12 protein-coding genes are annotated in these 15,110 nt (G+C 66.5%); all 12 read left to right on the top strand.

The annotated features are described in order from the left end of the window. Positions 1-18 precede the first annotated feature (18 nt). Positions 19-798 (top strand): trans-aconitate 2-methyltransferase, encoded by a 780-nt coding sequence (locus AC4EEV_RS00645; protein WP_109044705.1) that lies wholly within the window; start codon positions 19-21, stop codon positions 796-798. Positions 799-935: 137 nt separating this feature from the next. Beyond that, on the top strand, positions 936-2,723 hold the full coding sequence (locus AC4EEV_RS00650; RefSeq protein WP_491329923.1) for an ABC transporter ATP-binding protein: 1,788 nt from the start codon (positions 936-938) through the stop codon (positions 2,721-2,723). Then, entirely contained in the window at positions 2,720-4,531 is a 1,812-nt protein-coding gene (locus AC4EEV_RS00655; protein ID WP_491329924.1) for an ABC transporter ATP-binding protein, read from the top strand. The genes AC4EEV_RS00650 and AC4EEV_RS00655 overlap by 4 nt, the downstream gene beginning before the upstream one ends. Beyond that, complete coding sequence (locus AC4EEV_RS00660) at positions 4,528-4,908, top strand: GntR family transcriptional regulator (protein WP_018761249.1); 381 nt, start codon at positions 4,528-4,530, stop codon at positions 4,906-4,908. The genes AC4EEV_RS00655 and AC4EEV_RS00660 overlap by 4 nt, the downstream gene beginning before the upstream one ends. Positions 4,909-4,955: 47 nt before the next feature. Further along, complete coding sequence (gene uvrA, locus AC4EEV_RS00665) at positions 4,956-7,880, top strand: excinuclease ABC subunit UvrA (protein ID WP_491329925.1); 2,925 nt, start codon at positions 4,956-4,958, stop codon at positions 7,878-7,880. Between the two features lie 82 nt (positions 7,881-7,962). After that, the gene (locus AC4EEV_RS00670; protein WP_491329926.1) at positions 7,963-8,679 is read left to right on the top strand and encodes an HAD hydrolase-like protein; all 717 of its coding nucleotides are present in this window, start codon (positions 7,963-7,965) and stop codon (positions 8,677-8,679) included. Next, positions 8,666-9,334 carry a lysophospholipid acyltransferase family protein gene (locus AC4EEV_RS00675; protein WP_491329927.1) on the top strand — a complete coding sequence of 223 codons (669 nt, stop codon included), beginning with the start codon at positions 8,666-8,668 and terminating at the stop codon, positions 9,332-9,334. Before AC4EEV_RS00670 ends, AC4EEV_RS00675 begins: the two co-directional genes overlap by 14 nt. Before the next feature lie 44 nt (positions 9,335-9,378). Further along, positions 9,379-11,379, top strand: coding sequence for an excinuclease ABC subunit UvrC (gene uvrC / locus AC4EEV_RS00680; RefSeq protein WP_491329928.1), 2,001 nt, complete (start codon positions 9,379-9,381; stop codon positions 11,377-11,379). Positions 11,380-11,446: 67 nt separating this feature from the next. Continuing rightward, positions 11,447-12,370, top strand: a complete 924-nt coding sequence (gene rapZ / locus AC4EEV_RS00685) for an RNase adapter RapZ (protein WP_018761254.1) — start codon at positions 11,447-11,449, stop codon at positions 12,368-12,370. After that, positions 12,370-13,386, top strand: coding sequence for a gluconeogenesis factor YvcK family protein (locus tag AC4EEV_RS00690; RefSeq protein WP_018761255.1), 1,017 nt, complete (start codon positions 12,370-12,372; stop codon positions 13,384-13,386). Before rapZ ends, AC4EEV_RS00690 begins: the two co-directional genes overlap by 1 nt. A gap of 9 nt (positions 13,387-13,395) precedes the next feature. Then, entirely contained in the window at positions 13,396-14,376 is a 981-nt protein-coding gene (gene whiA, locus AC4EEV_RS00695) for a DNA-binding protein WhiA (protein ID WP_015937022.1), read from the top strand. Between the two features lie 99 nt (positions 14,377-14,475). Further along, positions 14,476-15,102, top strand: a complete 627-nt coding sequence (locus AC4EEV_RS00700) for a superoxide dismutase (protein WP_026264449.1) — start codon at positions 14,476-14,478, stop codon at positions 15,100-15,102. The last annotated feature ends 8 nt before the right edge of the window (positions 15,103-15,110 follow it).

Consider the following 15,110-nt stretch of genomic DNA (forward strand, 5'->3'; position numbering starts at 1 on the left):
CAGAACCTGGAGAACCTCATGAAATGGGACCCCGTCAAGTACGTCCAATTCGGCGATTACCGGAACCGGCCCTTCTTCGACCTCACCGCCCGGATCCTTGCCGGACACCCTGCCAAGGTGGTTGACCTGGGCTGCGGGCCGGGCAACCTGACGGCGACGCTCAGCGACCGCTGGCCCGGGGCCGACGTGGTGGGCGTGGACTCCTCCGCGGAAATGCTGGCCAAGGCTGCACGCCTCGCGCAGGAGCACCCGTCGTTGCGGTTCGAACAGGCCGACATCGCCGACTGGACGCCCTCGCCGGACACGGACGTCGTGGTCAGCAACGCCGCCCTGCAGTGGGTCCCCGGCCATCAGGACATGCTGCGGGGATGGCTCGCGGCGCTCGGCCCGGGTGCGTGGTTCGCCCTGCAGGTTCCCGGAAATTTCGACGCTCCCTCGCACGCACTGATGCGGGAACTGGCGTCCTCAGCCCCGTGGGCCGACAAGCTTGGCGGGGTGTTGCGTGGCGGGGAGTCCGTGGGGGAGCCGGGGGACTACCTTGGGATCATGCTCGACGCCGGGTACGCCGCGGACGTGTGGGAAACCAGCTACCAGCAGGTCCTTCCCGGGCCGGACCCGGTCCTTGAGTGGGTTCGGGGCACGGGGCTGCGTCCCGTCCTGGCCGCGTTGGCGGAGGATGACGCCAAGCGCTTCGAAGCCGAATACGCCGCAGCACTGCGTGACGCCTATCCGCGGGGACCCCACGGCACCGTCTTCCCGTTCCGCAGGATCTTCGCCGTCGGGCGCAGGGACGGCTGAAACGGGCGACGACTCTTGTTTGATGCATTGGTCACAAGGCGTGACAGCGGCGAAAAGTGATCTGGCTTACAATGTGGTCTGTGGTTTAGGGTCGAGTCGCCGGCCCGCTTCGACCGGGTGCATCTACGGGGGGTATTTTGCTGGTCGGTCTCATCAGGCGGCAACTCGCTGGACAGCAAGCCCAGGTGTGGGCCATCGTGCTGCTCCAGTTGGTCCAGGCAGCGGCCAACCTGCTTTTGCCAACAGTGAACGCGGCGATCATTGACGATGGCATTGTGGCCGGGGATACGGCCGCCATATCCAGGCTGGGCGCGGCGATGGCCGTCATCGCCGTGGTACAGGCGGCGTCCGCCATCGGGGCAGGCTACCTGGGAGCAGTGGTGGCCATGCGGATCGGGCGCCGGCTGCGGGCGGAAGTCTTTGCCCGGATCCAGTCGTTGTCGTCACAGGACGTGGCTCTGTTCGGAACCCAAAGCCTGACCACGCGTGCCACCAACGACACCCAGCAAATCCAGGCATTCGCCGTCCTGGTTTTCACCATGCTCTTTGCCGGACCCGCCATGGGCGTCGGGGGAATCGTCCTTGCCGTGCAGCAGGACGTGGCGCTGTCCGTGGTGGTGATCGTCATCGTTCCGCTGCTCCTGCTGATCATGTACCTGATCGTGCGCCGCCTGATTCCGCTCTACCGGGAGGGCCAGGACCTGCTGGACCGCTCGGGCGGAATCCTGCGCGAACAAATCATCGGCGTGGATGTTATCCGCGCCTTCGTCCGCCAGGATTACGAAGCACGGCGGTTTGCCCGGGCCAACGCCGGACTGACCGCGAACAACCTGCAGTCTGCGCTGCTGGTGGCGGGGATGCTGCCGATGATCATGCTGGTGGTCAACATCAGTTCGGTCGCCGTGGTCTGGTTCGGCGGGCACCGCATCCAGGACGGCCTGATGAACCTCGGCGCCCTCACCGCCTTCATCGCCTACATCATGCAGATCCTGCTGGCCATCATGATGGCCATGTACGTCCTCATGACGGCGCCGCGCGCGGCTGCCTGCGCCGAACGCATCCAGGCTGTCCTGGACACCGAGCCGTCGGTCCGCGACGCGGCGGCCCGGATTACCGGCGCCGGTAATGGACCAGCCAGGCCGGGCGGCCGGAGTACGGACGCGGGCGCACCGGCACCCGGGCCGGGTCTCCTCCAGTTCCATGGGGTTGGCTTCTGCTACCCGGGAGCTGAAGCGCCGGTGCTCGCGGACATCAGCTTTACCGCAGCACCGGGTACCACCTTGGCGATCGTCGGCTCAACGGGAAGCGGGAAGTCGACGCTGCTGAACCTGATTCCGCGGTTCCTCGACCCCACGGAAGGCCACATCACCGTGGGCGGCCGCGACGTCCGGGACATGCCCCTGGACCTTTTGCGCGGAGCCATGGGGATCGTGCCGCAGCACTCCCACCTCTTCACCGGAACCATTGCGGATAACCTGCGGCTGGGTGCGCCGGAGGCCACCGACGAGGAACTGTGGGCGGCCCTGGAGACGGCGCAGACCATGCGGTTCATGCGCGACCTCCCGTTGGGTCTTGCCACGCCGGTGGGGCAGGGCGGCGCAAGCCTGTCGGGCGGGCAGCGCCAGAGGCTGTGCATTGCCCGGGCACTGTTGCGCCAGGCGCCCCTCTACCTTTTCGACGACAGCTTCTCCGCCCTCGACTACCGCACCGACACCAGGCTGAGGCTGGCGCTGGACCAGGTTTTGGCGGCCGCCACGGTGGTCGTGGTTGCTGAACGCCTGTCCGCCGTCGAGGACGCGGACCTCATCCTGGTGCTCGACGACGGCCGGCTCGCCGCCCAGGGAACGCATACGGAGCTGTTGCAGGACTCGGCCACCTACCGGGAAATCGCCGAGTCCCAGCTCGCGCTGGACGGCCCCCTGTGACGGCGGCCGGCGAAGCCGTGGCTGCTGCCCAGTCCTTCCGGCCCACCGCGGCGAGGCTCCTTGGCCTCCTCCGCCCTTTCCGGCTGCGGGTCCTGGGCGCCGTCGGCGCCACGTGCGCCTTCGCCGGCCTCAACGTTGCCGCTCCCAAGTATCTTGGTGACGCCACGGACCTGGTGGTGGACGGCGTCGCCCAAGGCAGCCTGGACCAGCGCCTCGGCACCCTGCTCGCGGTTGTAGCCGGCATGTACGTGCTCGCCTCACTGTTCAACTGGATCCAGGGGGCGCTGACGGCCCGTGCCGTCCAGGGCCTCATGTTCAGGCTCCGCGCCTCGGTGGAGGACAAGCTGCACCGCCTGCCGTCCACCTACTTCCGGGAGCGGTCCCGGGGCGACGTCCTCAGCCGCGCCACGAACGACATCGACAACATTGCCCAGGCCCTGAACCAGGTCTTGACGCAACTGATCGTCTCCGTCCTCTTGCTGTGCGGCTCGCTGGCCATGATGCTGTGGATCTCGCCGCTGCTCGCCGCCATTGCCGTTGCCACCGTCCCGGTCTCGACGTGGATCACCGTGCTGGTGGCGCGCCGCTCGCAGGAGCATTTCGCCAGCCAATGGAAGGAGACCGGCGAGCTCAACGCGCACGTGGAGGAATTCATCAGCGGCCACGAGGTGGTCAAGGCCTTTGGCTGGCAGGAGCAGGCTGCGGGAGTGTTCGGCCAGAGCAACGCACGGCTGGCCCGGGCCGGCCGCAAAGCCCAGTTTTCCGCGGGCGTGGTCCAGCCGCTGATGGTCCTGATGTCCAACCTCAACTACATTGCGGTGGCGGTCGTGGGAGCCCTGCAGATCCTGTCCGGGTCCATGACCATTGGCGGGGTCCAGGCGTTCATCCAGTTCAGCCGGCTGTTCACCCAGCCTGTGGGGCAGATTGGCGGCCTGCTCAGCGTCATGCAGTCCTGTGCGGCGTCGGCTGGACGAGTCTTCGCACTCCTGGACGCGGTGGAGGACCCCCCGGAACCGGCCGGCACGGCACCGGCCGGGCCGGTTGCCGGCCGCATCGTTTTCGATGGTGTCACGTACCGCTACCCGGGTTCGGTCCCCGCGGTCCGCGACCTCACCTTCACGGTTGATCCGGGGCAGGCGGTGGCCATCGTGGGACACACCGGTGCCGGCAAGAGCACCGTGGTGAACCTGCTGATGCGTTTCCTCGAGCCTTCCTCGGGCCGGATCTCCATTGGCGGGCAGGACATCTCCTCCGTTCCGCGCGACCAGCTGCGCTCCCGGTTCGGCGTGGTTCCGCAGGATGCCTGGCTGTTCGCCGGGACCATCCGGGAAAATATCGCCTATGGCCTTCCGGAGGCTTCGGACCACGCCGTCGTCGCCGCCGCGGAGGCCACCCATGCCGACCGTTTCATCCGTTCCCTGCCCCACGGCTACGGCACCGTACTGGAAAACGGCGGCGAGCCCCTCAGCCAAGGACAGCGGCAGCTCATCACGATAGCCAGGGCGCAGCTGGCCGGACGCTCGGTGCTGGTCCTGGACGAGGCCACCAGCTCGGTGGATTCCAGGACCGAGCTCCTGATCCGCCAGGCGATGCAACGGCTCCGGAACGGCCGGACCAGTTTCATCATCGCCCACCGTTTGTCCACGGTACGGAACGCTGATCTAATTCTGGTCATGGACCATGGACGCATCGTTGAGCAGGGAACGCACGAGAGCCTCCTGGCCGCCAACAGCTACTACGCCGCGCTCTACAACGCACAGTTCGCCGCCCGTGACGGCCGCGCCGGTGTCCTGGAGGGTGGCCTGTGAGCGCCCCCGCGGACTTCCCCGGCGCCTGGCGGCCGAATCCCGCCAGCACCGTGGCGCTGTTCGAGCAACTGCGGCTGCAGGTCATCCACCTTGCTGACAACGGCGCGCTTGCCCCGGGCACCAGGCTCCCGGCCGTGCGTGCCCTGGCGGAAAAGCTCGACGTCGCCCCGCACACCGTGGCCAGGGCTTACAAGGAGCTCGAAGCCGCGGGGATTGTAGCCACCCGCGGGCGGAACGGCACGGTGGTTTCGGCGCGGGATGAGAGGCTCGGCGGGTTGGCCGCCGCCGCGGCGGCGTACGCGGACGTGGCCAAGGCGCAGGGGGCCAGCTTCGCGGAGGCCGTCAAGCTGCTGGCGGCCGCCTACGATGTTCCCTGAGGGCGGAACCGCGCATGTTCGAAGAAGTTTTCGATTAGCATTATGGGGTGCCTAAAGCCGTAGCTGAAGAAACCTCTGCCCCCGCCTCCTCCTTCACCGTCGCCCCCGCTGCCGTCCCGCAGCGGCCGGACCTCTCCAGGCTCGTCGTGAAGGGCGCGCGGGAGCACAACCTGCGCAACGTGGACCTGGACCTGCCCCGTGACGCCATGATTGTCTTCACAGGCCTCTCCGGATCCGGAAAGTCGTCCCTGGCGTTCGACACCATCTTTGCCGAAGGCCAGCGCCGCTACGTCGAATCGCTCTCCGCCTACGCGCGCCAGTTCCTGGGCCAGGTGGACAAACCCGATGTCGACTTCATCGAAGGGCTGTCTCCCGCGGTCTCCATCGACCAGAAGTCCACCAGCAAGAACCCGCGGTCCACCGTGGGCACCATCACCGAAATCTACGACTACATGCGCCTGTTGTGGGCACGTGTCGGCAGGCCGCACTGCCCCGTGTGCGGTGAGCCGGTATCCAAGCAGACGCCGCAGCAGATTGTGGACCAGCTCCTGGAACTCGCAGACGGAACCCGATTCCAGGTCCTGGCGCCGGTGGTGCGCGGCCGCAAGGGCGAGTTCGTTGACCTTTTCAAAGAGCTCAGCGCCAAGGGCTACTCCCGTGCGCGGGTGGACGGCAACCTGGTCCAGTTGAGCGATCCGCCCAAGCTGGGCAAGCAGTTCAAGCACACCATCGAGGTAGTGGTGGACCGCCTCGTGGTCAAGGAAGGCATCAGCCAGCGGCTCACCGACTCCATCGAGACGGCCCTGGGGCTGGCGGAAGGCCGCGTCCTGGCCGAGTTCGTGGATCTTGACGCCGACGATCCCGGACGGATCCGGGCTTTCTCCGAGAACCTCGCCTGCCCCAACGAACACCCGCTGGCCATCGACGAGATCGAGCCCCGCTCGTTCTCCTTCAACAACCCCTTCGGTGCCTGCGCGGCCTGCAGCGGCATCGGTACCCGGCTGGAGGTGGACGAGGAACTGATCGTTCCCAACCCGGAACTCTCGCTCTCCGAAGGCGCCATCGCGCCATGGTCCCTGGGAACCGCCACCACCGAATACTGGAACCGTCTCCTGGAAGGCCTCGCCAAGGAAGTGGGCTTCTCCATGGCCACGCCGTGGGAGAAGCTCGGCAAGGACGTCCGCCAGACCATCCTGCACGGCAAGGACCACAAGGTGGTGGTGCAGTACCGGAACCGGTTCGGCCGGGAACGCAAATACAGCACCGGCTTCGAGGGTGCCATCCAGTACGTCCACCGCAAGCATGGCGAGACCGATTCCGACTGGGCCCGCGACCGCTACGAAGAATACATGCGCCAGGTCCCATGCCCTTCCTGCAACGGTGCCCGGCTCAACCCGGCCTCGCTCTCGGTCCTCATCAACGGCAAGTCCATCGCCGAAGTAGCGGCACTGCCCATGCGGGACTGTGCGGAGTTCCTGAACACCCTGGTCCTGACCGGACGTGAAGCGCAGATCGCGCACCAGGTCCTCAAGGAGATCCAGGCGCGGCTTACCTTCCTGCTGGATGTGGGCCTCGAATACCTTAACCTCGAGCGCCCCTCAGCCACCCTCTCCGGCGGCGAAGCACAGCGCATCAGGCTCGCCACCCAGATCGGGTCCGGCCTGGTGGGCGTGCTGTACGTCCTGGACGAGCCCTCCATCGGCCTGCACCAGCGCGACAACCGCCGGCTCATCGAAACCCTCACCCGGCTCCGCGACATGGGCAACACCCTCATCGTGGTTGAGCATGACGAGGACACCATCCACGTGGCTGACTGGATCGTGGACATCGGACCGGGCGCAGGAGAACACGGCGGCCAGGTGGTGCACTCCGGAACCTACAAGGAGCTGCTGGAAAACAAGCAATCGCTGACCGGCGACTACCTGTCCGGCCGCAAGGCCATCGCCGTGCCCAAAAAGCGCCGGAAGTACGACAAAAAGCGCGAAATCAAAGTGGTGGGCGCCCGGGAGAACAATCTCGTCAACGTCGACGCCGCCTTCCCGCTGGGACTCTTTACTGCGGTGACCGGCGTGAGCGGTTCCGGTAAGTCCACGCTCGTAAACGAAATCCTCTACAAGGTGCTCGCCAACAAGCTCAACGGCGCCAAGCAGGTGGCTGGCCGGCACAAGACCGTCCAGGGCCTCGAGCACCTGGACAAAGTGGTCCACGTGGACCAGAGCCCCATCGGCCGCACCCCCCGATCCAACCCGGCCACGTACACGGGAGTGTTCGACAACATCCGCAAGCTCTTCGCGGAGACCACCGAAGCCAAGGTTCGCGGCTACCTGCCGGGCCGGTTCTCCTTCAACGTCAAGGGCGGCCGCTGCGAAGCATGCTCCGGTGACGGCACGCTGAAAATCGAAATGAACTTCCTGCCTGACGTGTACGTCCCCTGCGAGGTCTGCCACGGTGCCCGTTACAACCGGGAAACGCTGGAAGTCCACTACAAGGGCAAGACCATCGCTGACGTCCTCAACATGCCCATCGAGGAGGGCGCCGAGTTCTTCGCGGCATTCTCGCCCATCGCCCGCCACCTGAACACCCTGGTGGATGTCGGACTGGGCTATGTGCGGCTGGGCCAGCCCGCCACCACGTTGTCCGGCGGTGAAGCGCAGCGCGTCAAACTCGCGGCCGAGCTGCAGAAGCGGTCCAACGGGCGCAGCATCTACGTCCTGGACGAGCCCACCACGGGGCTGCACTTTGAGGACATCCGCAAGCTCCTCATGGTCCTCCAAGGGCTGGTGGACAAGGGCAACACGGTGATCACCATCGAGCACAACCTGGACGTCATCAAGAGTGCGGACTGGCTCGTGGACCTCGGGCCCGACGGCGGTTCGGGTGGCGGCCACATCGTCGCGGCGGGAACGCCAGAGCAGGTCGCCAAGTCCAGCACCAGCCATACGGGGAAGTTCCTGGCAGAAATACTGGGCTGACCAGCAGAGGAATCTGTCCGGAAATATTCCTGTACGGGAATGCGAGTTTCAGGCACTCGCGCTGTCGTGAGAAACTAACCCGGTGACTTCAACAACAGTGCCCGTGATCTTTGACCTGGACGGCACTCTTGTCGACCCGGCCGGTGGAATAACAGAAGGCATTGCATCGGCCCTCCGCGGGCTGGGGCTGCCGGTTCCCGCCCAGGACCTGCTGGATGCGATGATCGGCCCCAAATTGAGCGACTCACTGCTCAACGTAGCGAAGGTGCCGGCGGACCGCCTTGAAGAGGTGGTCCGCCGCTACCGGGAACACTACGTCTCCGCCGGAATCGCCCAGAGCAGGCTGTACCCCGGAATCCAGGAAATCCTCGAATCCTTCGCAGCGGCCGGACGGCCCGTTGCCGTGGCCACCCAGAAGCCGCAGCGCCTTGCCCACACCGTACTGGCACACCACGGCATCGACGGCTTCTTCCACGGCATCCACGGGTCCGCCGACGACGAAGCTGCCGTGGACGGCGTTCCGCTGGGCAAGACCCAGATCATTGCCGCAGCCCTGCGGGACCTGGATACCGAACACGCCATCATGGTGGGGGACCGGGCACAGGACGTTTCGGGAGCGATTGCCAACGGCCTGGACTGTATTGGCGTGGCCTGGGGATTCGCGCCAGACGGCGAACTTGAAGAGGCCGGGTCGGTCGCCGTCGTCAGCACTGGTGAGGAACTGGTCACAGTCATCGAACGGCTGCAAGCCGTCCACACCGCGGCCATGAGCGGGGTGCGCAACAATGGAAATGTTTGATGCCGTCCGCTGGACGACGCGGAACCTCATCTCCGGCACCTGCCGCCCCACCGTCGTCGGCCTGGACAATGTCCCCTCCGACGGCCCTTTCATCGTGGCCCCCAACCACCTGTCCTTCTTTGACAGTGTGATCGTGCAGGCGCTGATGCCCCGCCCGGTCGCGTTCTTCGCCAAGGCCGAGTACTTCACCACCGGAGGCCTCAAAGGCAAGGTCATGAAGGCCTTCTTCGAATCAGTGGGTTCCATCCCCGTGGAGCGCGGCGAACAGGCAGCCAGCGTCCAGGCGCTCAAGACACTCCTGGACATCCTTGAGTCCGGCCGCGGCATCGGCATCTACCCTGAGGGCACCCGGTCCCGCGACGGCATCCTGTACCGCGGACGCACCGGCGTCGGCTGGCTCGCGCTGACCACCGGGGCACCGGTCATTCCGGTGGGCCTGATCGGGACCGAAAAACTCCAGCGGGCCGGCGAAAAGGGTGTCAGGCCACAGCATTTCACCATGAAGGTGGGGGAGCCGCTGTACTTCGATAAGACCGGCCCGGACCACTCGCTGCCCGCGCGCCGTGAGGTCACGGACCGGATCATGGACGCGATCGCTGCCCTGACCGGCCAGGAGCGCTCCACCAGCTACAACCAGAGCAAGTCCGCCGAGTAGCCGTGCTGGCGCAGATGCCCGGCGCGCCTTAGTAGACTTGATAGGTGGCAAATCCAGCAAGTTACCGGCCCAAAACCGGTGAAATCCCCACCAACCCGGGCGTCTACCGGTTCCGTGACCCGCATGGGCGGGTGATTTACGTGGGAAAGGCGAAGAGCCTCCGGTCCCGCCTGAACTCATACTTTGCCAACCCGGCGGGCCTGTTGCCGAAAACCTACGCCATGGTCCACGCGGCCAGCAGCGTCGAGTGGACCGTGGTGGGCAGCGAACTGGAATCGCTGCAGCTTGAGTACACCTGGATCAAGGAATTCAAGCCCCGGTTCAATGTCGTGTTCCGGGACGACAAGACCTACCCCTACCTCGCCGTCACCATGGGCGAAAAATACCCCAGGGTCCAGGTCATGCGCGGGGACAAGCGGAAGGGTACCCGCTACTTCGGCCCCTACACCGCCGGTGCCATCCGCGAAACCATGGACACCCTGCTGCGCGTCTTCCCTGTGCGCAGCTGCAGTGCCGGCGTCTTCAAACGGGCCGAAGCCAGCGGCCGGCCGTGCCTGCTGGGCTACATCGACAAATGTTCCGCACCTTGCGTGGGCCGGATCTCGCCGGACGACCACAGGGCGCTGGCCGACGACTTCTGCGCCTTCATGGGCGGCGAAGCCAAACGGTTCATCAACAAGTTGGAAAAGCAGATGGCCGACGCCGTGGCGAAACTGGACTACGAACACGCCGCGCGGCTGCGCGACGACATCGCCGCCCTGCGCAAAGTCTTCGAACGCAACGCCGTGGTGCTGTCCGAAGACACCGACGCCGACGTCTTCGCCCTGCACGAGGACGAGCTCGAAGCCGCAGTCCAGGTGTTCCACGTCCGGGGCGGCCGGATCCGCGGGCAACGTGGCTGGGTGGTGGAAAAGGTGGAGGACTTCACCACCCCGGACCTCGTGGAGCACCTGCTCCAGCAGGTCTACGGCGAGGACGGCGAGACCCACGGCAGGCTGCCGCGCGAGGTCCTGGTCCCTGTCGCACCCAGCAACGCGGAGGACCTCGCCACCTGGCTTGGCGGCATCCGCGGGGCCAAAGTGGACATCCGCGTCCCGCAGCGCGGAGACAAGGCGGCGCTGATGTCCACTGTGCGAGAAAATGCCGAGCACGCGCTCAAGCTCCACAAAACCCGGCGTGCCGGTGACATCACCGTCAGGTCGCAGGCACTCCAGGAACTGCAGGAAGCCCTTGACCTGCCCGTTCCGCTGCTCCGGATCGAATGCTTCGACGTTTCGCACGTCCAGGGGACCAACGTGGTGGCCTCCATGGTGGTGGTGGAGGACGGCCTGCCCAAGAAGTCCGATTACCGCAAGTTCTCCATCACCGGGCCTGCCGCCTCCGACGACACGGCGGCCATGCATGACGTCCTGACCCGGCGTTTCCGACATTACCTGCAGGACAAGTCCGCACAGGTGGATGAATCCCTCCTTGCCGCGGATGGGAAAGACCCTGTGGCCGGGGACGCAGTGCTGGACACCACCACGCCGGCGCCCAAGGCCAAATTCGCCTACCCGCCGAACCTCGTGGTGGTGGACGGCGGCCAACCGCAGGTAAACGCGGCAGCACGCGCCCTGGCCGAGCTGGGCATCGATGACGTCTACGTGGTGGGCCTGGCCAAGCGGCTGGAGGAAGTATGGCTGCCGGACAGCGATTTTCCGGTGATCCTGCCCCGAACTTCCCAAGGCCTGTACCTGCTGCAGCGGATCCGTGACGAGGCCCACCGCTTTGCCATTACCTTTCACCGGCAAAAGCGCGGCAAGGCCATGACCGTCTCCGCGCTTGACGCCGTCCCGGGCCTGGGCGCGTCCAAACGGAAGGCCCTGCTGGCGCATTTCGGTTCGGTCAAGGGCGTCAAGGCCGCCACCGTGGAAGAGCTCTCCGAAGCCAAGGGGATCGGACCCGCCCTGGCCGGCGCCATCGTGAACCACTTTGCCACCGGTACGGACGACGCCGTGTCCGTCCCGGCAATTAACATGTCCACCGGCGAAATCATTGAAACTTAGCTAGGGTAAGTGACGGGGCGGCGCCACTGCGGCGGCCCTGGCACAACAACGAAACGGGGCGGACTTCATGGCAGACACGACGGCGGGATCCGAGGACGGGCAGGACGGGCTGGAGACAGTCAAGCCGCTCGAAGCGGAGCTGCTGGTGGTCACCGGAATGTCCGGCGCCGGGCGGAGCACCGCCGCCGACGCGTTGGAGGACCACGGCTGGTATGTCGTGGAGAACCTGCCGCCGCAGATGCTCGGCACCCTGGCCGAACTCGTCTCGCACGCTCCCCAGTCCATTCCCCGGCTCGCGGTGGTCATCGATGTCCGCAGCAAGGGACTCTTCGCCGACATCCGGTCCGCTCTGGGCGCACTCGCCGCCAGCGGGGTCACCTTCCGGGTGCTGTTCCTGGACGCCAGCGACAACGTCCTGGTCCGGCGCTTCGAACAGGGCCGCCGCCCCCACCCGCTCCAGGGCGGGGGCCGCATCCTTGACGGCATAGCCGCGGAACGCGAGCTGCTGCAGGAGCTGCGCGACAGCTCGGACGTCGTGCTCGATACCTCCAATTACAACGTCCACGGACTCGCCACGGCCATTACGGAGCTGTTCAGCGAAACCGGTCCCGTGGCCCTGCGCCTGAACGTCATGAGCTTCGGCTTCAAGTACGGCCTCCCGGTGGACGCCAACTACGTGGCCGACGTGCGGTTCATTCCCAACCCGCACTGGGTGCCCCAGCTGCGCCCCCTGACCGGCCTGGACAAGGACGTCAGTGACTACGTGCTTGAGGCAGAAGGGGTCAAGAACTTCGTGGACCGCTACGTCCTCGCGCTGGAGCCCGTGTTGGAGGGATATCGGCGGGAAAACAAGCACTACGCCACGATCGCCGTTGGCTGCACCGGCGGCAAGCACCGCTCCGTCGCGGTCGCCGTCGAACTTTCCAAGAAGCTCGCCCAGTACCCGCGCGTCACCGTGACCACCGCGCACCGGGATCTGGGCCGCGAATAATGGCCCTTTTCACCGGCGCCCTGCCCCTGGTGCCACCGGCCGGCGGTACGTCGCCCGGCCAGGACAAGGGCCCCAACGTTGTAGCACTGGGCGGCGGACACGGCCTCGCGGCCTCCTTGTCGGCCCTGCGCCTGCTCACCTCCGAGCTCACCGCAATTGTCACCGTGGCGGACGACGGCGGCTCGTCCGGGCGCCTGCGCGAGGAGTACGGCGTGCTCCCGCCCGGCGACCTCCGCATGGCCCTGTCCGCCCTGTGCGACGATACCGACTGGGGCCGCACCTGGCGCGACGTCATGCAACACCGGTTCCGCGCCGGCAAAGGCCCGGGCGGTTCCCTCGATGAACACGCCATGGGCAACCTGCTGATCGTCACCCTGTGGGAACTGCTGGGCGACGCCGTCGCCGGACTCAAGTGGGCCGGTGCGCTGCTGGGCGCCCGTGGCCAGGTGCTGCCCATGTCCACCGTCCCGCTCACGATCGAAGGCGACGTCCGCGTCACCACCCCCGGCGGCGGAACGGGGCTGGAGACCATCCACGGGCAAGCGCGCTGCGCCGTCGCCGGGTCGCTCGAAGAAGTGCGGCTCCTGCCGAAATCGGCGCCGGCCTGCACGGAGGCCCTGACGGCGATCGAGCTGGCGGACTGGGTGGTCCTGGGCCCGGGGTCCTGGTACACCTCGGTCCTGCCGCACCTGCTGCTGCCCGAGATGCGCCAGGCACTGTGCAGCACGCCGGCCAAGCGCTGCCTGACCATGAACCTTGCCACCGATACCAAAGAAACGTCGGGCATGAGCGCCGCCGACCATCTCCACGTCCTCCGGCGCTACGCTCCGGAGTTCAGCGTGGACGTGGTCCTCGCCGATCCCGCTTCAGTACCCGACCGGCAGGAGTTCGAGAAGGCCGCCGCCATGATTGGAGCGGAGGTGGTCTTGGGTAAAGTAGGGGCGTCGGGACGCCGCCCAGTCCACGAGCCACTGCGGCTGGCCACGGCGTACCAGGACATTTTTGGGAACAGTTAGGAAGGTGCCATGGCACTGACAGCATCAGTCAAAGAAGAACTGTCCCGTCTGGACATCAAGAAGTCATCAGTGCGCAAGGCGGAAGTCTCCGCCATGCTCCGGTTCGCCGGGGGACTGCACATCATCTCCGGCCGGATCGTCATCGAAGCGGAAGTGGACCTGGCGTCCACGGCCCGCCGGCTCCGCGCCGCCATCGCCGAAGTCTACGGACACCAGAGCGAAATCATCGTGGTCTCGGCCGGTGGACTGCGCCGCGCCAGCCGCTACGTGGTCCGCGTGGTCCGCGACGGCGAAGCACTGGCCCGGCAGACCGGCCTGCTGGACGGCCGGGGCCGCCCGGTGCGGGGGCTGCCGTCCGCCGTCGTCAACGGCTCGGCGGCCGATGCCGAAGCCGTATGGCGCGGGGCGTTCCTGGCCCACGGCTCACTGACGGAACCGGGACGGTCGTCCTCGCTGGAGGTCACCTGCCCGGGGCCCGAATCGGCCCTCGCCCTGGTCGGGGCGGCCCGCCGCCTGGACATCCAGGCCAAGGCGCGTGAGGTCAGGGGAGTGGACCGCGTGGTCATCCGCGACGGCGACACCATCGCGGCGCTGCTGACCAGGATGGGCGCCCACGACGCGTTGATGGTCTGGGAAGAACGCCGCATGCGCAAGGAAGTCCGTGCCACGGCCAACCGGCTCGCCAACTTCGACGACGCCAACCTGCGCCGTTCCGCGCAGGCCGCGGTGGCCGCAGGCGCCCGGGTGGACCGGGCCCTGGAGATCCTCGGCGACGACGTTCCGGACCACCTGAAATACGCCGGGGAACTGCGGGTGGCGCACAAACAGGCGAGCCTGGACGAACTGGGCCGGCTGGCCGACCCCGTGATGACCAAGGACGCGATTGCCGGCCGGATCCGCCGGCTCCTGGCCATGGCGGACAAACGCGCCCTTGACCTGGGCATTCCCGGAACCGACGCCAATGTGACGCCGGAAATGCTGGACGAGTAAGCGCCCCATAGAATCAAAAAGATTCCGGGCGCCAGACGCCCGGATGCACAATCCGAGAGTCACCAACCGGACCGCGTGTCCACGATATTGGAGGATTTTGTGACTGAGTACGTATTGCCCGAACTCAAGTACGACTACGCCGCCCTTGAGCCGCACATCTCTGCGCGGATCATGGAGCTGCACCACAGCAAGCACCACGCAGCCTATGTCACCGGCGCCAACAACGCACTGGCCCAGCTTGCCGAAGCACGGGAAAAGGGCGACTTCGCCAACATCAACCGTCTCTCCAAGGACCTCGCGTTCCACACCGGCGGCCACATCAACCACTCGGTCTTCTGGAACAACCTGTCCCCGGACGGCGGCGACAAGCCCGAAGGCGAGCTGGCAGCTGCCATCGACGACGCGTTCGGTTCCTTCGATGCGTTCCGCGCCCAGTTCAGCGCCGCGGCACTGGGCCTGCAGGGCTCGGGCTGGGGCTTCCTGGCCTACGAACCCATCGGTGGAAACCTGGTCATCGAGCAGCTGTACGACCAGCAGGGGAACGTTGCCTTGGGCACCACGCCGCTGCTGATGCTGGACATGTGGGAGCACGCCTTCTACCTGGACTACGTCAACGTCAAGGCCGACTACGTCAAGGCATTCTGGAACATCGTCAACTGGGCCGACGTCGCCCAGCGCTTCGAAGCTGCACGCGCCAACGCCACGGGACTCATCACCCTCCCGTAGTGAGCTGC

It is taken from the genome of Pseudarthrobacter sp. MOO14 (assembly GCF_058267675.1).